Here is a 22,312-nt window from a genome sequence, read left to right on the forward strand (position 1 = left end):
GCGGCGCGCGCGGGTGACCGGGCTCGAGCCGGGCGGGCCGGCCGTGCTGCTGGAGGGCGGCGAACGGGTGCCGGCGCAGGCGGTGGTGCTGGCCTGCGGCGCGCGTTCGGCGGCGCTGGCCAGCGACGCGGGCGATCGGGTGCCGCTCCAGGCCGAGCGCGGCTATTCCTCGACCTTCCGGCAACCGGGCTTGACGATCGACATGCCGGTCTTCTCGCCCTCGGAAAAGATCCTCGCGGCGCCCACCGGCGGCGGGCTGCGCTTTGCGGGCACGGCCGAGTTCGCGGGCTTCGGTGCGCGGCCGAACTGGCGCCGGACCGAGGCGCTGGAACGGCTCGGGCGGCGGCTCTTCCCCGACATGGCGCCCGAGAGTAAGCCCGAGCGCTGGATGGGCGAGCGGCCCAGCACGCCCGACAGCCTGCCGGTCATCGGGCGCGCGCGGGCCTCGTCGCGGATCGTGCATGCCTTCGGCCACGGGCATCTCGGCGTCACCACCGCGCCCGCGACCGCGCGGCAGGTCGCGGCGCTGATCGCGGGCGACGCGCCCGCGCTCGAGGCCTGTTCGCCGCAGCGGTTCTGAGTGTCAGTCCCCGGCGCGCCCGAGAAAGGCGCGCAGCTCGGGCGTTTGCGGATCGGCAAAGACCTCGGCGGGCACGCCCTGTTCGGCGATGCGGCCCGCGTGCATGAAGATCACCCGGTCGGCCACGTTGCGCACGAAGTCCATCTCGTGGCTGACCGAGATCATCGTCATGCCTTCTTCGGCAAGCTCGCGCATGACGCGCAGCACCTCGGCCTTGAGCTCGGGGTCGAGCGCCGAGGTCACCTCGTCGAAGAGCAGCGCCTCGGGGCGCATGGCCAGTGCGCGGGCAATGGCGACGCGCTGCTGCTCGCCGCCGGACATCTGGTGCGGGTAGGCGTGCATCCGGTGCGACAGCCGCACCTTGGCCAGCAGCGCCTCGGCCTCGGCGCGCACCTCGGACTTGTCGCGGTGCTGCACCGTCATCGGCGCCTCGCAGACGTTCTCCAGCGCCGACATGTGCGGAAAGAGGTTGAAGCTCTGGAAGACCATGCCCAGCCGGGTGCGGAAGGGCAGAAGCTCGCGCTCGGCCATCGGCAGGCGCTTGTCGCCGCGTTGGTGCCAGCCGACCTCGGCGCCCTGCCAGTAGATGCGGCCGTTGTCGGGCCGGATCAGCAGGTTGAGGCAGCGCAGCAGGGTCGACTTGCCAGAGCCGGAGGCGCCGATGATGGCCAGCACCTCGCCGCGGCGGACGGTGAAGTCCATGCCGCGCAGGACGTGCTGTTCGCCGAGGGTCTTCTCGATGCCGCGGATTTCAAGGAGCGGCGCGTCGGGGGCGGTGTCGAACATGGGGATCTTTCGTCAGGAGGGACGCTCGGCTTCGATCCTATCGCGAAACTCGCTCCAGGGAAGCCAGGCATAGGGGGCTAGGGTGGCCAGCGCGCGCAGCGGCACCGGCTCGGGGGTGGTGACGGGCACGACGAACTCCTCGGCCGTGACGCGTCCCGCGAGGAAGCGGCCCAGCTCGTGGCCGAAGGCGCCGGTCAGTGCCACGCCGCGGCCGTTGCAGGCAATGGGAGCCCAGAGCCCGTCGCCCAGCCGGTGCAGGCGCGGCAGGGCGTCGAGGGTGACGGCGACGGTGCCGGTCCAGGCATAGTCCGCCCGCACCGGGCCGAGCTGCGGCAGGAAACGGGCGAAGCGCTGCTCGAACCGGCGTCGGGTGCGGGCGAGGCGTCCGGGGCCGGGATGGACCAGCCCGCCGCCGACGATGCGCCCGTCGGGCGACCAGCGCGCGGCGAAGAGGTGACGCCGGGTGTCGGCGACGGGGCTGCGCGCCGGCAGGACTCGGGCCTGCGTCTCGGCGCCGAAGCGTTGCGTGGCGATCTGGAAGCTGCGCGTCGGGATGACCGCGCGATCGACCGCGGGGCAGAGCCTGCCGACCAGCGCGTTGGTGGTCAGCACCGCCCGAGGCGCGCTGACGCTGCCGCCGGGGGTGCTGACCCGCCAGCCCAGGCCGTCGCGGGCGATGCCGGTGACGGGTGAGGCCGCGAAGAGCCGGACACCGGCCTGCTGGCAGGCCCGCGCCAGGCCGCGTGCATAGGCCAGCGGGTTCAGCTGCCCGCCGGTCGGGATCAGCATGGCGCCGTGGTAGCCGTCCATGCCGGTGCGCGCCGCGACGTCCTCGCGGCCCAGTTGCCGCACGTCGAAGCCCAGGGCCTGCCATTCCGCGACCTGCGCGGCATTGGCCGCCATCGCGGCGCCGGAATGGGCCGGCTGCAGCCAGCCGGTCTGTTCCGCGCCCTCGATCCCCTGCTCTCGGGCAAGCTCGAAGAGCCTGGTGCCAGAGCCGCCGATCATGCGCGAAAAGGCCTCGCCCCGGCGGGGTCCGAAGGCGGCGCGCACGTTGGCCGGAGACAGCGCCTTCTTCAGCGTCGGCACGACGAAACCGGTATTGCGCCCGGAGGCGCCCCAGCCGGGTTCCCGCGCCTCGACCAGCGCGACGGTGAGCCCCTCGGCGGCCAGCGTCAGCGCCGTGGTCATGCCGAGATAGCCCGCGCCCACCAGAACGATGTCCGCCGTGACCTCGCCCCTCAGCGAGGGCAGGTCGGGCCCCGGCGGCGTGATCGCCGACCAGAGCGAGCGGTCGAAGGTTTCCGCGACCATGACGGTCAGCGTGCCCGCATGGCGCGGCCGAGGAAGGAGCGCGTGCGCGCCTGCTGCGGGTTGCGCAGCACCTCGGCGGGCGTGCCGTCCTCGTGGATGGCGCCGTCGGCCATGAAGATCACCCGGTCGCCCACGTCCTCGGCGAAGGCCATCTCGTGGGTGACGACCAGCATGGTCATGCCCTCCTCGGCCAGCTGGCGCATCACCTGCAGCACGTCGTCGACCAGTTCGGGGTCGAGCGCCGAGGTCACCTCGTCGAAGAGCATCAGCTTGGGCGTCATCGCCAGCGCGCGGGCGATGGCGACGCGCTGCTGCTGCCCGCCGGAGAGCTTGCCGGGGTGGTGGTCCATCCGGTCGGCGAGCCCCACGCGGTCGAGCAGCCCCGCGGCCATGTCGCGGATCTCGGCCCGGGTGCCGCGGCGGTGGGCCAGCGGCGCCTCCATGACGTTTTCGAGCGCGGTCATGTTGGGGAAGAGGTTGAAGTGCTGGAAGACCATGCCGATCTCGACGCGCCTGCGCCGCAGGTCGCGCCGCGAGACGCGCGCGGGGTCGGGGCCGCCGATGCGCTGGCCGTCGATCAGCACGGCGCTGCCCGCGTCGGGCGTCTCGAGGTGGTTCACGCAGCGCAGCAGCGTCGACTTGCCCGAGCCCGAGGCGCCGATGATCGAGACGACCTGACCGGCGGGCACCTTCAGGTCGACGCCGTGCAGCACGGTCTTGTTGCCGAAGGATTTGCGCAGGTTCACGAGTTCCAGCATCGGGCGGTCGTGGGCGCGCGCAGGCGTGGCGGGGTTGGCGGTCATGCAGGTGTCTTTCATCTCGGGGGCTCCGTCACGGCAGGGTCACGCGGCGCTGCACGCGGGACTGCAGGATCGCCATCAGCGAGGTCAGCAGCAGGTAGACCACGGCCGCGAAGGCCAGGAATTCGACCGAGCGGTAGGTCTCGGTCACCTTGGCCATGCTCTGGGCGGTCAGCTCGCTCACCGCGACAAGCGAGGCGATCGAGGTGGCCTTCACGGTGACGATGGCGCGGGTGAAGTAGGGGCCGCACATGACCGGCAGCGCCTGCGGCACCAGCACGCGCCACACGAAACGCCAGGTCGGCAGGCCCAGTGCATCGGCGGCCTCGAACTGGCCGCGCGGCACCGCCATGAGGCCCGAGCGCAGGTCCTCGGCAAGGTAGGCGGTGGTGACGACGGTTAGGCCGACCAGCGCCGCCGTGAAGGGCGAGACGAAGACGCCGAGCGAGGGCAGCCCGTAGAAGGTGAAGTAGAGGATCACCAGCAGCGGCAGCGCGCGGATCACGTTGACGTAGGTCGCGGCGGCGCGGCGCAGGCCACGGACCCGCGAGACGCGCGCCAGCGCGACCAGCAGTGCCAGCGGCGTGCACAGGCCCATGATGGCGAGGAAGAGCCAGATCGTCGTGCGGACCCCGTAGAGCAGGCTCGGCAGTGCGTTCTCGATGAGCGTCGGGTCGAAATTCATGGCGAGACGTGTCCCTGGTGGTCCCAGCGCCGCTCGGACCACATCTGCACGGCGATCAGCATGGCGTCGATGACGCCGTAGATGATCGCGACGCCGAGAAGGATCTCGAAGGGGCGGTTGGTGGCGACGATGGCCTGGTTGGCGCGGGTGACGAGCTCGGTCACGCCGATGGCCCCGGCCAGCGCCGTGCCCTTCACCATGTCCATCGAGTAGGAGACGTAGGGCGGGATGATCGACGGCATGGCCTGCGGCAGCACGATCCGCCGCAGCGACCGGGTCATGGGCAGGCCCGCGGCTGCGATGGCCTCGTGCTGGCCCTTGGGCACGGCGCGCAGGCCCGCGCTGACCACCTCGCCGAGGATGAAGGTGTTGTAGACGACAAAGCCCGCGATGGCGGCGGTCAGCGATTCAAGCCGCAGGTCCAGCACGATGGGCAGGACGTAGTAGGCGATGAAAAGGATGATGAGCGGCGGCACGCCGCGCACCATCCAGCTCAGCACCGTGGCCGGGGCGCGCAGCCAGCGGCTGCGCGCTTCGAGGGCAAGCCCGACCGCCAGCGCCAGCGGCGTGCTGATGGCGAGAACCCCCGCCACCAGCGCCAGCGTCAGCCACAGCCCCTGCAGGATGTAGGGGCCGCGGACGGCCCAGATCGACAGGTCGAAGTCCATCGGTCAGGCGCGCCCTTCGATCAGTAGCCCACGACCGAGAGCATCTCGGAGGTGTCGGGCAGGTCCCACTTCTCGTTGAGCGCCTTGATCGTGCCGTCGGTGCGGTACTTGGCCATCAGGAAGTTCACGGCGGTCAGCAGGTCGGGCTCGCGCGCGTTGACGCAGAAGCCGCCCACGCCCACGGCGGTGGGTTGCGGCAGGATCTTGAACTGGTCGCCGTCCGGCCCGTCGAGCAGCGCGCTCGCGGCATGGATGCCGGTGCCGTAGGCCTCGATCTGGCCGTTGAGCAGTGCAAGGCGCGCCTCGGTCACGCCGGGCAGGGCCAGCGCGTCGGTCTCGTCCTGGCCGGCGGTCGAGAGCAGGTGCTGAAGCTCCATCTCGCCCTTCACGCCGCCGAGCTTGGCGTCGGCCAGGTCGTCGAGGCTTTCGATGCCGCTGTCTTTCTTCACCACGGCCACGTCGATCGCGACCTTGACCGGTCGGGTCAGGAAGAAGTCGGGCGAGGTGAGACGGTCGTTGTTCCAGCTCGCGCCCTCGCAGCCCATGTCGAAGCGGTTGGCGGCAAGGCCGGGCATGACGCCGGACCAGTCGACGCGCACGAACTCGGGCTCGAGGCCGAGGTCCTCGGCCAGCTTGGTCCAGAGGTCGATGCGCGCGCCCTGCAGCGTGCCGTCGTCGCCGATGAAGGTTTCCTTCTGGGTCTTGCCGGTGGTCGCGATGATCAGCTTGCCCTCTTCGATGAGGTTCTCCAGCGGCCAGGGATCCGGGTAGTCGAGGCTGACCTCGAGGCTGTCGAGGTCGATGCCCTGCGCCTGCGCCGCACCCAGCGGGGCAAGAAGGGCGAGCGCGGCCGCGAAGGCGGTGGCGGTCTTGCGGATGGAAAGGGTCATTGCGGTCTCCGGTTGGACTCTTGGTTGCGGGTCTCGTTCTTGCGCGTCCGGGTCGTTGCTGCGCCGGACGCCTTCAGCGAAGCGGCTTCCCGGGCTGATATCAATTTAAAATTATTAGTGATATATCACGAAAACACGGGTGATGTGCTGCGTGATGGATTTTTGCACAGATCAGTGCCTGTCGGCCGATGACCCTGCCGCTTGCGGCGCGAGCCCGCCCCGGGTGCCGACACGCAGATTCGCGTTGGCGAAGGCGTCGAAGAACCCTGCCAGCCCTTCGGTGACCACCGCGAGGATCGCGTCGCCGGTCTCGGCGGTCGCGGTGGCAGGGTCGCCGTAGTAGCCGCAGTCACCGGGCTGGAAGATCGGCGGCCAGCCCGCTCCGGCCGCGGTGATCGGGTCGGCGTCGCCGGCCTCGGCCATCCAGGGCTGGGTGCAGCGCGACGGCAGATCCCGGATCGCCCGGGCGATGGCAGCCGCCTTGTCGGGTGTGGCCAGCGCCATGCTCAGCGACGTCTCCATCTCGCAGGCATGGCCGACGCGGGGCAGGGCGCCGCGCAGGAGCGGCACCCAGTCGGCCTCTGAAGGCGCGAAGTAGTCGATCATTCCGACCGCATGGCCGTCGGTCACCATCTGCCCGACGAGAGAGCGCAGCGGGGCCGTGTTGCCACCGTGCCCGTTGACGAAGAGCATGCGCCGAAACCCTGCCCCCAGCACCGAGCGCGCGAGATCGCCCAGCAGCGCGAGGTAGGTCTCGAGCCGCAGCGAGAGGGTGCCCGCCCAGGCCGCGTGATGCGGCGAGAAGCCGGCGGCGACCGGGGGCGCCACGACCACCGCGCCGGCGGCGCGCTCGGCGGCACGCCGGGCGATGGCGGCGGCGAGCCGCGTGTCGGTGTCCACCGGGAGGTGGTCGCCGTGCTGTTCGGTCGCGCCGGTGGGCACCACGACCAGCGCGCCCTCGGCGCCCAGGCGGGCGAGTTCGGCGCGGGTCAGATCCTGCCAGGAGTGAAGCATGGGCGGGGCCTTTCGGGAAAAGGGGCGCCGGACCGCAAGGGATGGAACGGCCCGGCGCGCACCGTCACATGTCGCCGTGTTCCTTCGACGGATTCGAACAGACGGCGACCACGAGGCCGGCTTCGCCGATGATGTGACGGTAACGGTAGGTCCTGGGCAGGTACATCGCGTCGCCCTGGCGGAAGATGCGTTCCTCGCCTGTGGCCTCGACGATCTGGCGCGACCAGCCGTGCAGGCAGTAGAGCACGACCTGGTTCTCGCCCTTGCCTTCGACCATGACGTCGAAATGCGGCATGTAGGTGGTGATGTGGAACGAGAACGAGCAGCCGTTCTGGTTCTTGGTGATGAGGCGGTGCGAGAATTCCTTGCCCTCGTGCACCCAGGTCAGCGGCACGTCTTCCTGCCGCGCCCACTGGATGGTGTCTTCGAGGGCCTGTGTTCCGGTGGCCTGCGTCATGGGGCTGGTCCTTTGCATTGCGGTTATGTCAAAGCGCGAGCGCGGCCTCGTAGCCGTCGAGGAAGGCGGCCTCGATGTCGCGCGGGGCGTAGCAGTCGCCGATGGCCCGGACCGTGAGGCCCGCCGCCTCGAGCGGTGCGCGCAGGGTGTCGCGGGGAAGGCCGGGGTCGGCCAGCACGATGCTGTCGTAGCTGCGCAGGGGCATGGGCTGGCGGCTGAAGACGTTCTCCAGCGTGACGCGTCCGCCGTCGAAGCGAGCGGGCCGCGTCGCGGGGAGGAAGGTCACGCCCAGCTCGGCCGCCTGTTTCCAGAAATAGGTCAGGTTCTGGATTACCAGGTTGTGGCCCGCGTGCAGGCCCTGCGTGCTGAGGTCGACGTTGCGCCCGAGCCGCGCGAGGTGGATCGCCGCGGCCATGCCCGGCGTGCGATTCATGTTGTCGATGACCAGAACGCGCGCGCCGCAGCGCGCGGGATCCTGCACCGCCTCGTCGACGGTCAGGATCGGCGCCGCCTCGGCCCCGGGCGTGCGCAGGGTGCCGGGCCGCGCGCCGCAGGCCAGCAGCACGACGTCAGGCGCGGCCTCGGCGATGCGCGCGGCACTCGCGCGGGCGCCAAGCCTCAGGGTGACGCCGAGCCGTTCGATCTCCGCGGCCTTGTGGTCGATCATCCGGCCCCACTCGGCGCGGCCCTCGGGCAGGCGGGCCACGTTCATGCGGCCTCCGAGGCACTCGTGCTCGTCGTAGAGCGTGACATCATGGCCGCGCAGCGCGGCGACGCGGGCGGCCTCCATGCCCGACGGCCCGGCGCCGATGACACTCACGCGCCGGGCTCGCTCGATGGGCGGCAGCGCGTGCCAGCGTTCTTCACGCCCCGTCGTGGGATTGCCGACGCAGGAGATGTGGCGCCCGCGGTAGAGCCGGCCGAAGCAGGCCTGCTCGCAGGCGACGCAGGGCGTCACGCGGTCCGTCCCGCCGCGCCGCGCCTTGGCGGGCAGGTGCGGGTCGGCGATGAGCGGGCGCACCATACCCGCCATGTCCGCGTCGCCCCGTGCCAGCAGGGCCTCGGCCTCGGCTGCGGTGTGGATGCGGGTCGCGTGCAGCACGGCGGTGCCGGGGCAGGCGGACCGGATGCGTCCTGCGAGCGAGGCGAAGGGCGCCGGCGGCAGCCCCATCGGCGGCTCGTGCAGCATGTTCGAGACAAGGTCGCCGTCGCTGCCCGCACTCACGTCGAGATAGTCGAGCGCGCCGGCCTCCACCAGCATCGGGCAGATCACGGCCATGTCCTCGGCGGTGAGACCGCCCGGGATCAGCTCGTCGCCCGAGACGCGGATGCCAAGCGGAACGTCCGGCCCGATCTCGGCGCGCACGGCCGCGAGCACCTCGCGGGGGAAACGGGTCCGGTTCTCGACCGAGCCGCCGTAGGCGTCTGTGCGGTGGTTGGTGAGCGGCGAGAGGAACTGGTTCAGCAGCAGCCCGTGGCCGCAATGCACCTCGATCCCGTCGAGCCCGGCCTCGAGGTTGCGCCGTGCGGCCGCCGCGAAGGCCGCGACCAGCTCGGCGATCTCGCCCGCGGTCATGGCGTGGGCGACTTCGCCGTACTTCTGCTCGTAGTCCGCCGAGGCCGACCACAGCGCCACAGGCCGGGCCGAGGTGGCCATGCCCATGTGCCCGAGGTAACCGAAGATGCGCCCGCCTTCGGCCTGCACGGCGCGGGCCACGCGGGCGAGGCCGGGCACGATGCGGTCGTCGTAATTGGTGAGCAGCCCGGTGATGCCCGGCGAGGAGGGGTGCACCTGCTGCGTGCCCAGCATGATGAGCCCGACCTCGCCGCGCGCGCGCTCGGCGTAATAGGCGACCATCCGGTCGTTGGGCGTGCCGTCGGTGGGCATGCCGGTGCCGTGGCCCGTCATCACGATGCGGTTGCGGATCCGGCAGCCGTTGATCGTGATCGGCTCGAACAGGTGGACGAAGGCGCCGCCACCCTCTGCCACATCGCTGTGCAGGTCGTCCTTCATGCAGGCTCTCCGTCTCCGCCCGGCTTGGGGCGAAATGGTATGTGTTGTGATATATCAAGAATATCCTTTAGGGTATGTCCAGACCCGAAGCCGCAGGTTTTGCCGCGTCACGCGCAAACGACCGGTTTTTGGGCAAGAGACCCCGGACGACAGGCCAGACCGCCCGCGCGGCCCGGCCAAGCAATGGAGACAGGACAGATGATCGACACCCGGACGCGCGGCGTCTTCGTGATTTCCGCCACGCCCTTTGCCGAGGACGGTTCGCTCGACCTCGAGAGCGCGGCGCGGCTGACCGAGTTCTACCTCGAGAAGGGCGCCTCGGGCCTGACGGTCCTGGGCATGATGGGCGAGGCGGCCAAGCTGACTCCGGAAGAAAGCCTTGCCTTCCTCGACACGGTCCTGCGCGTGGTCGCGGGGCGGGTGCCGGTGGTGGTGGGCGTCTCGGCACCCGGCATCGTGGCGCTGGGGGCGTTGGCGAAACAGGCGATGGAGCGCGGTGCGGCGGGCGTCATGGTGGCGCCCACGCCGAACCTGCGCACCGACCAGCAGATCGAGGCCTACTACGCGCTGGTCTGCGAGACGCTGGGCCCCGACGTGCCGGTCGTGCTGCAGGACTTTCCGCTGGCGCTGGGGGTGCAGTTCTCGGTCGATTGCCTCGTGCGGATCTTCGCCGCGCATCCGCAGATCGTCATGCTCAAGCACGAGGACTGGCCGGGTCTCGCCAAGCTGGGCCGCCTGCGCGCGCTCGAGGCCGAGGGCCGCGCGCCCCATGTGTCGATTCTCGTCGGCAACGGCGGGCTCTTCCTGCCGCAGGAGATGGCGCGCGGCGCCGACGGGGCGATGACGGGGTACGCCTATCCCGAGATGCTGGTCCAGGTGGTCGAGGGCATGACCGCGGGCAATCGCGACGCGGTCGAGGACGTGTTCGACGCGCACCTGCCGCTCATCCGGCTGGAGACGCAGCCCGGCCTTGGTCTCGCCTTCCGCAAGCAGGTGCTGTTCCGTCGGGGCGCCATCGCCTCGCCCTTCGTGCGGCGCCCGGGGCCGAAGCTGGATGCCGAGGACATGGCCGAGCTCGACCGCACGCTTGGGCGGCTCGACCGGCGGCTTGCCGAACTGGCGGAGTGAGCCGCGAGGACCCGACCCTGTGCAGGCGCCGCCCCCGCGAGCCGGAGGCGGCGCACTTGGTCAGATGGAGCGGATCATCCCGCCGTCGCAGCGGACCTTGGCGCCCGTGACGTAGCTGGCCTTCTCGCTCACGAGAAAGGCCGCGACCGAGGCGAATTCCTCGACCTTGCCGTAACGGCCCGTCGGGATGCTCGCGCGCGAGGCGGCGGCGACCTCCTCGGCCGACTTGCCCTGCCGCTTGGCCGCCGCGGCGTCGAGATCGTCGACACGGGCGGTGTGGATGCGGCCGGGCAGCAGCACGTTGCAGGTCACCCCGTCGCCCGCGACTTCCGAGGCCGTCGTCTTGGACCAGCCCAGCAACGCGGCGCGCAGCGTGTTCGACATGCCGAGGTTGGGAATCGGCTGTTCGACGCCCGACGAGGTCAGCGTCAGCACGCGGCCCCAGCCCTGCGCGCGCATGGCCGGCAGCAGCGCGTTGGTGATCCCGATGACGCGCTCGACCATGGTCGAGAAGCTGGAGACCCAGGCCTCGGACGAGGTCTCGGTGATCGGGCCAGGCGGCGGGCCGCCGGTGTTGTTCACCAGGATGTCGACGCCGCCCAGCTTGTCCGTTGCCGCAGCCTGCAGCTGCGCCACCGCGTCCGGCGCCGCGAGGTCCGCCACCGCGAAATCGGCGCGGCCCGGTCCGCCCTCGGTGAGCCGCGCGGCGGCCTCCTCGAGCCGGGTCGCGTCGCGACCCGTCAGAAGCACATGCGCGCCCTCGGCGACCAGCGCCTCGGCGATGCCCAGGCCCAGCCCCCGCGAGGAGGCGAGCACGAGCGCGCGTTTTCCGTTCAGTCCAAGATCCATGTCCGTCCTCTTTCCAGGTCCGTTCAGTGGCGCGCGATGAAGGCGCCGCTGCCCGCCCGCGACAGGATCTCGGTCCCGTCCCAGGCGATTTCGCCCCGGCGCACGGTCGTGCTCACCGAGACGTCGAAGGTTTCGCCGTCGTAGGGGCTCCAGTTCAGCCCGTCGCGCGTGGTGGAGGCATCGAAGGGCGCGGGCCCCCGCTTGAGCACCGCGAGGTCCGCGTCGGCGCCCGGCACGATCGCGCCCTTGCGCGGCGCGATCCCGAAGAAGTCCGCCGGCGCCCGGCAGAGCGTCTCTGCCAGCCGCATCACGGCCTCGCGCGCGCCGTAGCGCGCGGCGGCGTCGGTGTAGAACGACGGCCCCAGCGTCTCGAGACCGGGGATGCCCGCGCCCGCGTCGAAGATCGAGGGCACCAGCTTGTTGTCGATGGGCCAACTCGAATGGTCCGAGGAGATGAAGGTGACTCGGCCCGCTTCGCAGGCTTCCCAGAGCCCCTCGATCGCGCCGGAGCGGATCGGCGGAGAGACCTTCATCCGCGCGCCCAGCCGATCGACGTCGCGGGCGGCGTCGAAGTGCAGGTAGTGCACGCAAAGCTCGCCGGTGGCCCGCACGCCGCGCGCGGCATGCTCGGCGACGATCTCGAAACCGCGGGAGGAGGAGAGGTGCACGATGTGCACATGCGCTCCGGTGGCCGCGCCCAGCTCCATGAACTGCGCGGTGGCGGTCAGCTCGGCGACCTCGGGGCGCGAGGGTTCGTGGAACTCCGGCGTGATCTGCCCGGCTTCGCGGTGCCGCGCGATCATCGCCTGCACGATCTCCTGGTCCTCGTTGTGAAGCCCCACCGGCAGTCCGGTCGGGACCGAGGCCGAGAGGATCGACATGATCTCGTCGGCGGGAATGCGCGGGAAGCGCACCGGGTGACTCTCGATCAGCGACAGCTTGAAGGCGCAGACGCCCGCCTTGGCGAGCGGCGCCATCTCGTCGGTGCCCTGGCCCGGCGCCACGGTGCCGTAGAGCGCCACGTCGCAATGCGAATGGGCCTCGACCGCGGCGACCTTGGCCTCGAGCCGCGCCATGGTGTTGAGCGGATCGGGGTTGTCGTAGGGCATGTCGACCATGGTCGTGATGCCCCCCGCCAGCGCCGACTGCGAGGTCTCGGCAAAGCCCGGCAGGCCTCGGTAGCTGGTCGCGTGGGTCTGGCCATCGACGATGCCGGGGATCACCCAGTCGGTGCCCGCGTCGATCACGCGCTTTGCGTCGGGGCGTGGGCCTTGGCCCACGGCGGAGATATGCTCGCCGGTCACGGCCACCCAGCCGTCGTCGAGGATGCCCGACGGGGTCACGACGGCCCCGCACATCAGGAGATCATGGGTCATGCGGCCTCTCGGTCTGTCAGGAGAAACGGGGGTAGCGCAGGGCGACCAGCGCGGCGCCGCGCAGCACGGCGGCCTGCACCGGGTCGATCACCGGCAGGCCGAGGCGCGACTCGATCTCGGGCCGGTAGATGCCCATCGAGGCGCAGCCCAGCACCAGGCACTCGGCGCCGTCGCGGTCGCGCAGCGCGGTGCCGACCTCGCAGATGCGCGCCACCGCCCGCTCGGCGTCGGCCATCGCCGCAACGCCCATGTCGAGCGAGCGGTCCCCGGCAAGAAAGCTCTCGTAGCCCAGGGCACGCACTGCGCGGCGGTGCCGCCCGATGGAGGCCTGCACGATGGAGACCACGCCGAAGCGACCGCCCATGAGCAGGGCCTCGCCGTAGGCGGCCTCGGCGATGCCCACCACGGGGCCCGCCAGCCGCTCGCGCGCGAGGTGAAGGCCGGGATCCGAGAAGCATCCGATCACATGGGCGTCGGCCGGCTCCGCCTCGAGCCGTGCGACCAGCGGATGCACGACCGCCTCGACGTCGGCCTGGCTCTCGATGCCCGCGGGGGCGCCGTCGAGCGTGCCGAAGACCAGCTCCGCGGCCAGCCCCGGAGCGACCAGCGCCGCCGACTGCTCCATGCTGTCGGTGACATCGGTCGAGCTGTTCGGGTTCAGGACGTAGATACGGGTCATGGGGGCACGCTGATACGAGTTGTTATGTCGATTAATATAGTTTGAGATATATCACGAAGCCATGCAAGCCCGTGCCCGGGTTTTCCGGCCGTTGCGCGGCCTTTTCCCGGGGGCTGCCTAGAGCGAGACCGATCCGAAGTTCGGGCTGTTCGCCAGCGTCGTCATCAGACCCTGCCGTGTCGCGTCGTTGTGGCGGATCATGATCTCGCGCGCGCGGGCAGGGTCGCGGCTGGCCAGGACCTCGACGATCTCCTTGTGCTCCTCGTTGGTCTCGGAGTTCACGTCGCGTAGCGTCGCGCCGAGATAGAAGAAGCGTTCGAGCTCGTCGATCTGGCGTTCCAGCATGGTGTAGAGCCGCTCGTTGCGCGAGGCGCGGGCGATGGCCAGGTGAAAGCTGCGGTTCTTGCCGACGAACTCGGCCAGCGCGGTCTGCGCGGAGGCATCGTAGGTGCCTTCGGCCAGCTCGGCGAGATCGGCAAGCTCGGCCTCGGTGATCCGGCTGGTGGCCAGCTCGGCCGCGCCCGACTCGAGGATCGTGCGGACGTCGAAAAGCTCGTTCATGTCGCCGAAGGTGATTGCCGCCACCTGGTAGCCCCGGCGCGGGAAGGTGCGGATCAGCCCGTCCAGGCGCAGCGCCGCGAGTGCCTCGCGCACCGGTGTCTTGGAAACCTCGAACCGCGCGGCAAGGTCGGCCTCGGAGAGGTCGGCGCCGGGTTTCAGCTCGCAGGTCAGAATCTCGCGCCGCAGCTGGGCATAGACGGTTTCGGTCAGCGAGGGTTTCTTCTGCTTCTTCGCGCCGGTATCCGGAGCATTGCGTGTCGCGGCGTCCAAGTGCTACTCCCGGGTGCAATAGGTATATATTCTGATATATCATAGGCACAGGCCGATCAACCGCCACGATGCAGAACGCCGCGGCAGGGCGGGCGCGGGGCAGGCAGTCGCCAGCGATGTGGGGCGTTCGGGGCTCTGCGCGGCCTGCCGCCCGGAGGCGGCAGTCGCGCTTCCAAAGGGGCCGAAAGCACCTTGCACGGGGGCGCGCGGACGCATAGAAGACCGCAAATTCGCAAGCCGGGGCCATTCCGCGCCCCGATGAAGACATGGGGAATGGCATGCAGGTCACCGAGACGCAGAACGACGGTCTCAAGCGCAGCTACGCGATCACCGTCACGGCCGACGAGCTGGACGCGAAGGTCAACGAGAAGCTCAAGGAAGCGCAGCCCGAAGTCGAGATGAAGGGCTTCCGCAAGGGCAAGGTGCCGATGGCGCTGCTCAAGAAGCAGTTCGGCCAGCGCCTGCTGGGCGAGTCGATGCAGGAAACCATCGACGGCGCGATGAACCAGCACTTCGAGGATACCGGCGACCGTCCGGCCCAGCAGCCCGAGGTCAAGATGACCAACGAGGACTGGAAAGAGGGCGACGACGTCGAAGTCCAGATGAGCTATGAAAAGCTCCCCGAGGTGCCGGAGATCGACGCGAGCAAGATTTCCGTCGAAAAGCTCGTGGTCAAGGCCGACGACGCGGCCGTCGACGAGGCGCTGACCTCGCTCGCCGAGAACGCGCAGAACTTCGAGGACCGCGAAGAGGGTGCCGCCGCCGAGAACGGCGACCAGGTGACCATCGACTTCGTCGGCAAGGTCGACGGCGAGGCCTTCGAGGGCGGCTCGGCCGAGGACTACCCGCTGGTGCTGGGCTCGGATTCCTTCATCCCCGGCTTCGAAGAGCAGCTGGTTGGCGTGAAGGTCGGCGACGAGAAGACCGTCGAGGTGAACTTCCCCGAGGAATACGGCGCCGAGAACCTGGCAGGCAAGGCCGCCGAGTTCGACGTGACCGTCAAGGCCGTCAAGGCGCCTGCCAAGGCCGAGATCGACGACGAGCTGGCGACCAAGTACGGCGCCGAGGATCTCGACGCGCTCAAGACCCAGATCCGCGAGCGCCTCGAGTCGGAATACGCCGGCGCCGCGCGCCAGGTGATGAAGCGTGCCGTGCTTGACGCGCTCGACGAGATGGTCAGCTTCGATCTGCCGCCGAGCCTCGTCGAGGCCGAGGCCAAGCAGATCGCGCACCAGCTCTACCACGAGGAGCACCCCGAGGATCACGGCCACGACCACGGCGAGATCGAGCCCACCGAGGAGCACCAGAAGCTTGCCGAGCGCCGCGTGCGCCTTGGCCTGCTGCTGGCCGACCTCGGCCAGAAGTCCGAGATCGAGGTGACCGACGCCGAGATGACCCAGGCGATCATGGCGCAGGCGCGCCAGTACCCCGGCCAGGAACGCCAGTTCTTTGACTTCGTGCGCCAGAACCCGCAGATGCAGCAGCAGCTGCGCGCGCCGATCTTCGAGGACAAGGTGATCGACCAGATCACCGAGAACGCCGAGGTGACCGAGAAGGAAATCACCCGCGAAGAGCTGCAGAAGGCCGTGGAAGAACTCGACGACGAGTGATCCCGCGCTTCATGCGCCAAAACGTCGACGGCCGCCCCTCGGGGCGGCCGTTTGCGTTTTCGGAAGAGGGCTCCCGCGGTCAGTCGGGCTCGGTCTGGCTGGCCATGGCCTGCAGCAGGCCCAGGATCGAGGTGCGCTCTTCCTCGCTAAGGCGCTCGTAGAGCGACACGAGGGTGCGCGCCTCCTGCGGCGTGATCTCGGAATGCGTGTGATCCTGCGGAATGGGGACGCCCGAGGCGGGGAAAAAAGCCTGCAGCGGGCAGTCCAGCGCCTCGCCGATGGACCAGAGCCGCGATGCGGGCACGCGGTTCAGCCCGATCTCGTACTTCTGCAACTGCTGCGGCCCGACCCCGATGCGGGCCGACAGTTGCGCGCGGCTCATGCCGGCGCCCTCACGAACGCGCCGAACGCGCTGGCCGATATTTTCTTCGATACTCACGACTCGTCCCCGGACACTGGTGAAACTGGATGAACAACGATTGAAAACAGGTTTTGTTGCGGAAGTGCAAGTTCAACTAGAACGGTAGATTAACTGTCGGAATATTCGCAACGATTTTGCTTTGGTGCGGGGCTTGTCGCTTCCCCGGCGCAATGATCGCGCATGAAAATGCATGAAAAAGCGCCGCACGGTGATCCGTGCGGCGCCCTGTCGTGTCTGTCCGTGGTCCGAGAGGGGATCAGTCCCGCTCGGCCTCCTCGGTCTCGGCAGCCGGCTCGGAGGACTGGTCGTCGTCCGAGGTGGCTCCGCCGATATCGTCGAAGAGTTCCGAGATCTCGAACTCGGCCTGTGCTTCCTCTTCGGCGGCAAGTTCCTGGATGGACTTGCCCGAGGCCTGCAGCTCGGCCTCTTCGGGCGAGCGGGCGACGTTGAGCTCGATGGTGACCATGACCTCGGGGTGCAGGTGCACCTCGACCTCGTGCAGGCCGAGCTCCTTGATCGGCGTGCGGATGATGACCTGCTTGCGGTCGACCGAGTAGCCGGCCTCGCTCGCGGTATCGGCCGCGTCACGCGTGGTGACAGACCCGTAGAGGTTGCCGCCGTCCGATGCCTGGCGAATCACGACGAACTGCTGGCCGTCGAGCTTCTCGCCCAGGGCTTCGGCTTCCTTGCGGCTCTCGAGGTTGCGCGCCTCGAGCTGCGCCTTCTGCGCTTCGAACTGCGAGATGTTCTCTTTCGAGGCGGTCAGCGCCTTGCCCTGAAGCAGCAGGTAGTTGCGTGCGTAGCCGGGCTTGACGTCGACGACGTCGCCCATCTGGCCCAGCTTGGCCACGCGTTCCAGAAGGATCACTTGCATGGTTGTCTCCTCACTTCACGGCGTAGGGGAGCAGGGCGAGGAAGCGGGCGCGCTTGATGGCGCGGGCCAGCTCACGCTGCTTCTTGGAGGACACGGCGGTGATGCGCGAGGGCACGATCTTGCCGCGCTCGGAGATGTAGCGCTGCAGCAGCTTGGTGTCCTTGTAGTCGATCTTGGGTGCATTGTCGCCCGAGAAGGGGCAGACCTTGCGGCGGCGGAAAAACGGTTTTGCAGCCATTGGTTATGTCCTCTTCTTCAGGTGATCAGTTGCGGCCGCGACGGTTGTCGCGCTCGTCTTTCTTCTGCATCTGGATCGACGGACCCTCGTCGTGCTCGTCGACCTTGATGGTCATGACGCGCATCACGTCGTCGTGCAGGCGCATCAGGCGCTCCATCTCCTGCACGGCGGTCGCGGGGCTGTCCGTCCGGAGGAAGGCATAGTGGCCCTTGCGGTTCTTGTTGATCTTGTAGGCCATCGTCTTGACGCCCCAGTACTCGGATTCGACGACCTTGCCGCCGTTGTCCGAGAGCACCGAGCTGAAATGTTCGACGAGGCCCTCGGCCTGCGCGTTGGACAGGTCCTGACGCGCGATGAAAACATGCTCGTAAAGCGGCATGTGCACTCCATTTCTATCGAGGCGCATTTCATAGGGCAGGCGTCCCGTCCGCTCCTGCCCACGAGAGACTGCGCGGTTCATGTGATCTCGCGGAGGGATGCCGCTCTATACACGTCTCGGGCACAGGATCAAGGGGGCGCGGCCTGCCGCCGAGACGCCCGCCAAGTTTCACCTGCGCGCCGCAATCCCGCCCAGTTCCGCTGCACGATGCCAGTAAGGTTAACAAAAGGTTTCAGATGACTGGTCACCGCGATACCGCCCTTTCCGGGCATCCCGCCCGCAGCCCGCAGCCCACCGACGCCGCGGGCCTCCTGCTCCGCCAGGGGCTGACGGTCTCCGGCTGGGCGCTGCTGCTGGCGACGCCGACGCTCTGGGTGCTGCCGGGCTCCTCGACCGCGCCCGCGCTCATGCTGATGAAGCTGGGCCTCTCGGCATTCCTGCTGACCTCGGGCCTCTTTTGCATCATGGGCGGGCGCGGCGCGCTCGACTGAACAGGACCTGTTCGTTTCTCAACAGACTCTGTGTGGCCAACGCCAGTTGCCGCGGTGCGGAAATGACCCGACCTTCCGGGCATCTGCAACACGCAAACGGAGTTCTCCGACATGAAACCCATCCTCTTCGCCGGCGCCCTCGCGCTCGCCCCCGTCGCCGCCCTCGCGGATGCGGAAACCTACGTGCTGGACTCGAGCCACAGCCAGATCGTGTTCTCCTACAACCACCTCGGCTTCTCGACCGGCTACGGCATGTTCTCGGGCTTCGAGGGCGAGATCGCCTGGAACGAGGACGCGCCGGCCGAGTCCTCGGTCGAGGTCTCCTTCCCCGTGCGCTCGATGATGACCGGCTGGGAAGCGCGCTTCGAGCACTTCATGAGCGAGGACTTCTTCGACGCCGCCGACGACGAGATGGTGACCTTCACCTCCACCGGCATCGAGGTGACCGGCGAGGACACCGCGCTCATCACCGGCGACCTGACGCTCAACGGCGTGACAAACGAGGTCGTGCTCGACACCCAGCTGAACCAGGCCGGCGAGCACCCGATGGAGAACAAGCCCTGGCTGGGCTTCTCGGCCACCACCACGCTGGTGCGCTCTGATTACAACGTCGGCGCCTTCGCGCCCTACGTCAGCGACGAGGTCGAGGTCGAGATCTCGGTCGAGGCGATGCCCGCCGAGTGATCCGGCCCCGGCGCGCCCCCTGCGGGCGGGCGCGCCGCTCCCATGCTTCTTCTTGTTCCAAATACGCAAACCCGCCATCGGCTACGGCGTGCCGCGCGGGTCGCGCGCTTCACGCCTCCCGCGCCCGGAAATCCGCCAGCCGCTTGCCCGGCTCGTCCACGAAAAGACCGGGCAGGGGCCGCAGGTCGGTGACGCGGTCGATGCGGAAGGTCTCGAAATCGCCCGCGGTCTCGTTCCAGACCACGCAGGTCCAGATCCGTCCCCAGTAATCCATGTGCAGCGGCCGAACGTCCTGCGGTGCGTCATGGCCCTCGATCGTCACCCGCAGCTTCTGGCGCGAGCGGATCGCGGCCCGAAAGGCCGGCATGAAGCGGAACCCCTGCGCCGCCTCCTTGAAGGGATAGGTGGCAAAGCCGAACTGCCCGCTCGCCGCGCCCGCATCCTCGGGCAGCACCGCGTCGATCTTGGCCGAAAGCGCGCGCGCCGCTTCCGAAAGCTCGGGCATGCCACCCGCGCCCACGGCGGCAAGCCCCAGGTGCAGAACCTCCAACTCGGTCTCGGTGAGGTTCAGCGGCGGCAGGGTGATCGTCGCCCGCGCGCTGTAGCCGTAGCCGCGCGCCCCCTCGACCGGCACGCCCGAAGCGGCCAGCGTCTCCATGTCCCGGTAGATCGTGCGCACCGAGACGCCGAGGTCCTGCGCCAGTGCCTCGGCCGTGTGCAGCTTGCCGTCCTTGAGCCGCTGCATCAGCGCGTAGAGACGGTCCCCGCGTTTCACCCGATTCGCCTCCATTGGCCGTTGCCTCGGGCCACATACTGACAAAATCCTGACAACTGACAACCTGCTGACATTTGCTGTGCCGAAATGTCCCGTCCACGCCCTCGCAGTCGCGGCATTGGCGCTTTCGCGGGGGCGCGATTTTCACTAGACAACGGGAACGGATTTCGCGGGTGCAGCCGGGCGCCGCCCGCCAGACAGGAGAGAGACGATGCTCAACAATATCGGCCTTCCGGGCCTTCTGCTCATTGCCGTGGTGGTGCTGGTGCTGTTCGGTCGTGGCAAGATCTCGAGCCTCATGGGCGAGGTCGGCAAGGGGATCACCGCCTTCAAGAAGGGCGTGAGCGACGGAAGCAAGGAACTCGAGGATGACGAAAAGGCCGAAGAGGCCCGCGACGTCACCCCCGAGAACGAGAAGGACAAGGTGTAAACGCCCATGTTGGACCTCGGCTGGACCGAGCTTCTGGTCATTGGCGTGGTGGCGTTGATCGTCGTCGGGCCGAAGGACCTGCCGGTGCTCTTCCGCAACGTCGGCCGCTTCGTCGGCAAGGCCCGCGGCATGGCGCGCGAGTTCTCGCGCGCCATGAACGAGGCCGCCGACGACAGCGGCATGCGTGACGCGGCCAATACCTTCAAGAGCGCGACCAACCCGCTCGGCTCTGCGATGGACGGGGTCAAGGACGCCGCGCGGCGGATGACCGATCCGACGCCCGGGTCGAAGGACGAGGGCCTCAAGAAGGATCCCGGCGCCGAGGAGGCCGAAAAGGCCGAGCGCGCCGAGCAGAAGCGCAAGATCGAGGCGGGCACCGCACGCGCCGCGGCAGATCGCCAGAAGCGCGAGGCCGAGGCGGCCGCGAAACGCGCCGAAGAGGCCGCGCGCAAGGCCGACGACCTCGAGGCCGGGCTTAAGAAGGACGACCAGGCATGAGCCACGCCGACCAGGACGAGATCGAGGACAGCGCCGCCCCGCTGATCGAGCACCTCGCGGAGCTGCGCACGCGGCTCATCCATTCCGTCGTGGCCTTCGTCATCGGCATGGTGATCTGCTTCGGCGTCGCCACGCCGATTTTCAACTTCCTGACCGCGCCGCTCTGCCAGGTTCTGGCCGAGCGCGGTCAGGACTGCGACCTGATCTTCATCTCGCCGCAGGAAGGCTTCTTCGTGGCGATCAAGATCTCGTTCCTGGGCGGCTTCATGCTGGCCTTTCCCTACATCGCCAACCAGATGTGGCGTTTCGTGGCGCCCGGGCTCTACCGCTCGGAAAAGGGTGCCTTCCTGCCGTTCCTGCTGGCCTCGCCCTTCATGTTCCTTCTGGGCGCGAGCTTTGCCTTCTACGTCGTCACGCCGCTGGCCTACGACTTCTTCCTGGGCTTCCAGCAGTTCGGCTCCGGCGGCGAGGCGGTGACCGGCGAGGAGGTCAACCAGGGCCTGTCGGTGGTCTTCCAGGGCTCGGCGCAGGAATACCTCAACCTCACGATCAAGTTCATCGTCGCCTTCGGCCTCTGCTTCCAGTTGCCGGTCCTGCTGACGCTCATGGGCAAGGCCGGGCTCGTCTCGGCCGAGGGGCTGGGCGCCGTGCGCAAGTATGCCGTCGTGGCGATCCTCGTGCTTGCCGCGCTGGTGACGCCGCCGGACGTCATCACGCAGGTGATCCTTTTCGTGGTGGTCTACGGCCTCTACGAGATCTCGATCTTCCTGGTGCGCCGCGTGGAGCGCAAGCGCGAGGAAGAGCTGAAGGCCCAGGGCCTCTGGTTCGAGGAAGAGCCCGACACCGAGAACGATCCGCTGATGGACGAGTTCGACGCGGACGAGGCTGACGAGGCTGACGACGAACCCGAAGACGACGGGGACGACCGAAAGTGACCGACATGACACTCGACCGCATTGCGGCGGCGCTGGAGCGTATCGCTCCGGCGCCGCTGGACCGGCCCGACCTCGACGAGGCCGAGGCCTTTGTCTGGCACGTCGAGCCCGACCGGCTGGTGCCGGTGCCGGAGGTGAACCGGGTCGAGCTCGACCTGCTGCTCGGCATCGACCGCACGCGCGACACGCTTATGCAGAACACCATGCAGTTCGCCCGCGGCCTGCCGGCCAACAACGCGCTGCTCTGGGGCGCGCGCGGCATGGGCAAGTCGAGCGTGATCAAGGCGGTGCATGCCGAGGTTCGCGCCGAGGGGCACGACCTGAAACTCGTGGAGCTGCAGCGCGAGGATCTGCCGAGCGTGGGCCGGCTGCTGTCGCTGCTGCGCGGCTCGGACAAGCGCTTCGTGCTCTTCTGCGATGACCTGTCGTTCAGCCATGACGACCAGCACTACAAGAGCCTCAAGGCCGTGCTGGACGGCGGTGTCGAGGGACGCCCGGACAACGTGGTGTTCTATGCCACGTCCAACCGGCGCCACCTCATGCCGCGCGACATGATCGAGAACGAGCGTTCTTCGGCCATCAACCCCTCGGAGTCGGTCGAGGAGAAGGTCTCGCTCTCTGATCGCTTCGGGCTCTGGCTCGGGTTCCACCCCTGCAGCCAGGACGAGTACCTGGACATGATCCGAGGCTACTGCGCGGCGCACGGGGTCGAGATCGACGACGAGACCATGCGCGCCGAGGCGATCGAGTGGCAGGCGACGCGCGGCTCCCGCTCGGGCCGCGTGGCATGGCAGTATTTCACGGACCTCGCGGGACGGTGCGGCGTCAGCGTCTGATGATCCCGGGATCTTTCGTCCGAAAAAAATGGCCCGCGCGGGATCCGCGCGGGCCAAAAATTTTCGTGGG

The 22,312-nt window shown here is 68.9% G+C and carries 27 protein-coding genes; 9 read left to right on the forward strand and 18 right to left on the reverse strand.

What is annotated here, in order from left to right:
* A partial coding sequence (locus tag SALMUC_RS30485; protein ID WP_198014583.1) for an NAD(P)/FAD-dependent oxidoreductase occupies positions 1–580 on the forward strand: 580 nt, incomplete at its 5' end.
* A 3-nt stretch (positions 581–583) separates the two neighbouring features.
* Here the strand turns inward: SALMUC_RS30485 and SALMUC_RS13225 are convergent.
* The 9 genes from SALMUC_RS13225 to SALMUC_RS13265 all read right to left on the reverse strand — a co-directional run bounded on the left by SALMUC_RS13225 (position 584) and on the right by SALMUC_RS13265 (position 9,208).
* Positions 584–1,366, reverse strand: coding sequence for an amino acid ABC transporter ATP-binding protein (locus SALMUC_RS13225; protein WP_020040258.1), 783 nt, complete (start codon positions 1,364–1,366; stop codon positions 584–586).
* Between the two features lie 12 nt (positions 1,367–1,378).
* Positions 1,379–2,680, reverse strand: coding sequence for an NAD(P)/FAD-dependent oxidoreductase (locus SALMUC_RS13230; RefSeq protein ID WP_020040257.1), 1,302 nt, complete (start codon positions 2,678–2,680; stop codon positions 1,379–1,381).
* Positions 2,681–2,685: 5 nt separating this feature from the next.
* Positions 2,686–3,498: an amino acid ABC transporter ATP-binding protein gene (locus SALMUC_RS13235; protein ID WP_020040256.1), complete on the reverse strand. Its 813-nt coding sequence runs from the start codon at positions 3,496–3,498 to the stop codon at positions 2,686–2,688.
* Positions 3,499–3,511: 13 nt separating this feature from the next.
* On the reverse strand, positions 3,512–4,165 hold the full coding sequence (locus tag SALMUC_RS13240) for an amino acid ABC transporter permease (RefSeq protein WP_020040255.1): 654 nt from the start codon (positions 4,163–4,165) through the stop codon (positions 3,512–3,514).
* The gene (locus SALMUC_RS28260; RefSeq protein ID WP_020040254.1) at positions 4,162–4,833 is read right to left on the reverse strand and encodes an amino acid ABC transporter permease; all 672 of its coding nucleotides are present in this window, start codon (positions 4,831–4,833) and stop codon (positions 4,162–4,164) included. Before SALMUC_RS28260 ends, SALMUC_RS13240 begins: the two co-directional genes overlap by 4 nt.
* A 20-nt stretch (positions 4,834–4,853) precedes the next feature.
* The gene (locus SALMUC_RS13250) at positions 4,854–5,723 is read right to left on the reverse strand and encodes a substrate-binding periplasmic protein (RefSeq protein ID WP_020040253.1); all 870 of its coding nucleotides are present in this window, start codon (positions 5,721–5,723) and stop codon (positions 4,854–4,856) included.
* Between the two features lie 171 nt (positions 5,724–5,894).
* Positions 5,895–6,737, reverse strand: coding sequence for a creatininase family protein (locus SALMUC_RS13255; protein ID WP_020040252.1), 843 nt, complete (start codon positions 6,735–6,737; stop codon positions 5,895–5,897).
* A 64-nt stretch (positions 6,738–6,801) separates the two neighbouring features.
* Positions 6,802–7,194, reverse strand: coding sequence for a hypothetical protein (locus SALMUC_RS13260; protein ID WP_020040251.1), 393 nt, complete (start codon positions 7,192–7,194; stop codon positions 6,802–6,804).
* Between the two features lie 28 nt (positions 7,195–7,222).
* Positions 7,223–9,208, reverse strand: coding sequence for an oxidoreductase (locus SALMUC_RS13265; protein ID WP_020040250.1), 1,986 nt, complete (start codon positions 9,206–9,208; stop codon positions 7,223–7,225).
* A gap of 198 nt (positions 9,209–9,406) precedes the next feature.
* Between SALMUC_RS13265 and SALMUC_RS13270 the strand changes: the two genes are divergently transcribed.
* Positions 9,407–10,336, forward strand: coding sequence for a dihydrodipicolinate synthase family protein (locus SALMUC_RS13270; RefSeq protein ID WP_020040249.1), 930 nt, complete (start codon positions 9,407–9,409; stop codon positions 10,334–10,336).
* A gap of 60 nt (positions 10,337–10,396) precedes the next feature.
* Here the strand turns inward: SALMUC_RS13270 and SALMUC_RS13275 are convergent, their stop codons facing one another.
* The 4 genes from SALMUC_RS13275 to SALMUC_RS13290 all read right to left on the reverse strand — a co-directional run bounded on the left by SALMUC_RS13275 (position 10,397) and on the right by SALMUC_RS13290 (position 14,071).
* Complete coding sequence (locus SALMUC_RS13275) at positions 10,397–11,185, reverse strand: SDR family oxidoreductase (RefSeq protein WP_020040248.1); 789 nt, start codon at positions 11,183–11,185, stop codon at positions 10,397–10,399.
* 23 nt (positions 11,186–11,208) lie between these two features.
* On the reverse strand, positions 11,209–12,561 hold the full coding sequence (locus SALMUC_RS13280; RefSeq protein ID WP_020040247.1) for a dihydroorotase: 1,353 nt from the start codon (positions 12,559–12,561) through the stop codon (positions 11,209–11,211).
* Positions 12,562–12,577: 16 nt separating this feature from the next.
* The gene (locus SALMUC_RS13285) at positions 12,578–13,240 is read right to left on the reverse strand and encodes an aspartate/glutamate racemase family protein (protein WP_020040246.1); all 663 of its coding nucleotides are present in this window, start codon (positions 13,238–13,240) and stop codon (positions 12,578–12,580) included.
* A gap of 117 nt (positions 13,241–13,357) precedes the next feature.
* On the reverse strand, positions 13,358–14,071 hold the full coding sequence (locus tag SALMUC_RS13290; protein ID WP_020040245.1) for a GntR family transcriptional regulator: 714 nt from the start codon (positions 14,069–14,071) through the stop codon (positions 13,358–13,360).
* A gap of 278 nt (positions 14,072–14,349) precedes the next feature.
* Between SALMUC_RS13290 and tig the strand changes: the two genes are divergently transcribed.
* Complete coding sequence (tig, locus tag SALMUC_RS13295) at positions 14,350–15,681, forward strand: trigger factor (protein WP_020040244.1); 1,332 nt, start codon at positions 14,350–14,352, stop codon at positions 15,679–15,681.
* Positions 15,682–15,760: 79 nt separating this feature from the next.
* Here the strand turns inward: tig and SALMUC_RS28265 are convergent, their stop codons facing one another.
* The 4 genes from SALMUC_RS28265 to rpsF all read right to left on the reverse strand — a co-directional run bounded on the left by SALMUC_RS28265 (position 15,761) and on the right by rpsF (position 17,593).
* On the reverse strand, positions 15,761–16,120 hold the full coding sequence (locus tag SALMUC_RS28265) for a helix-turn-helix domain-containing protein (RefSeq protein WP_281168851.1): 360 nt from the start codon (positions 16,118–16,120) through the stop codon (positions 15,761–15,763).
* A gap of 238 nt (positions 16,121–16,358) precedes the next feature.
* A complete protein-coding gene (rplI, locus tag SALMUC_RS13305; protein WP_020040242.1) occupies positions 16,359–16,976 on the reverse strand; it encodes a 50S ribosomal protein L9 in 618 nt (205 codons plus the stop codon).
* A 10-nt stretch (positions 16,977–16,986) separates the two neighbouring features.
* Positions 16,987–17,214 (reverse strand): 30S ribosomal protein S18, encoded by a 228-nt coding sequence (gene rpsR / locus SALMUC_RS13310; protein WP_020040241.1) that lies wholly within the window; start codon positions 17,212–17,214, stop codon positions 16,987–16,989.
* Positions 17,215–17,239: 25 nt separating this feature from the next.
* Positions 17,240–17,593 (reverse strand): 30S ribosomal protein S6, encoded by a 354-nt coding sequence (gene rpsF, locus SALMUC_RS13315; protein WP_020040240.1) that lies wholly within the window; start codon positions 17,591–17,593, stop codon positions 17,240–17,242.
* Between the two features lie 236 nt (positions 17,594–17,829).
* On the opposite strand from rpsF, the gene SALMUC_RS13320 reads away from it, so the two are divergent.
* Positions 17,830–18,084 (forward strand): hypothetical protein, encoded by a 255-nt coding sequence (locus tag SALMUC_RS13320; RefSeq protein ID WP_020040239.1) that lies wholly within the window; start codon positions 17,830–17,832, stop codon positions 18,082–18,084.
* Positions 18,085–18,195: 111 nt separating this feature from the next.
* On the forward strand, positions 18,196–18,768 hold the full coding sequence (locus SALMUC_RS13325; RefSeq protein ID WP_020040238.1) for a YceI family protein: 573 nt from the start codon (positions 18,196–18,198) through the stop codon (positions 18,766–18,768).
* A 109-nt stretch (positions 18,769–18,877) separates the two neighbouring features.
* On the opposite strand, the gene SALMUC_RS13330 is transcribed toward SALMUC_RS13325, so the two are convergent.
* Positions 18,878–19,543, reverse strand: coding sequence for a helix-turn-helix transcriptional regulator (locus SALMUC_RS13330; protein WP_037371976.1), 666 nt, complete (start codon positions 19,541–19,543; stop codon positions 18,878–18,880).
* A gap of 211 nt (positions 19,544–19,754) precedes the next feature.
* On the opposite strand from SALMUC_RS13330, the gene SALMUC_RS13335 reads away from it, so the two are divergent.
* Genes SALMUC_RS13335 through SALMUC_RS13350 form a run of 4 tightly spaced genes read left to right on the forward strand, consistent with a single transcriptional unit; the run spans position 19,755 to position 22,242 of the window.
* Positions 19,755–19,973: a twin-arginine translocase TatA/TatE family subunit gene (locus SALMUC_RS13335; RefSeq protein WP_020040236.1), complete on the forward strand. Its 219-nt coding sequence runs from the start codon at positions 19,755–19,757 to the stop codon at positions 19,971–19,973.
* A gap of 6 nt (positions 19,974–19,979) precedes the next feature.
* A complete protein-coding gene (tatB, locus tag SALMUC_RS13340) occupies positions 19,980–20,471 on the forward strand; it encodes a Sec-independent protein translocase protein TatB (protein ID WP_020040235.1) in 492 nt (163 codons plus the stop codon).
* Complete coding sequence (tatC, locus tag SALMUC_RS13345) at positions 20,468–21,406, forward strand: twin-arginine translocase subunit TatC (protein WP_020040234.1); 939 nt, start codon at positions 20,468–20,470, stop codon at positions 21,404–21,406. The genes tatB and tatC overlap by 4 nt, the downstream gene beginning before the upstream one ends.
* Positions 21,403–22,242, forward strand: coding sequence for an ATP-binding protein (locus SALMUC_RS13350; RefSeq protein WP_020040233.1), 840 nt, complete (start codon positions 21,403–21,405; stop codon positions 22,240–22,242). The genes tatC and SALMUC_RS13350 overlap by 4 nt, the downstream gene beginning before the upstream one ends.
* The last annotated feature ends 70 nt before the right edge of the window (positions 22,243–22,312 follow it).

This window comes from Salipiger mucosus DSM 16094 (assembly GCF_000442255.1).
Lineage (GTDB): Bacteria > Pseudomonadota > Alphaproteobacteria > Rhodobacterales > Rhodobacteraceae > Salipiger > Salipiger mucosus.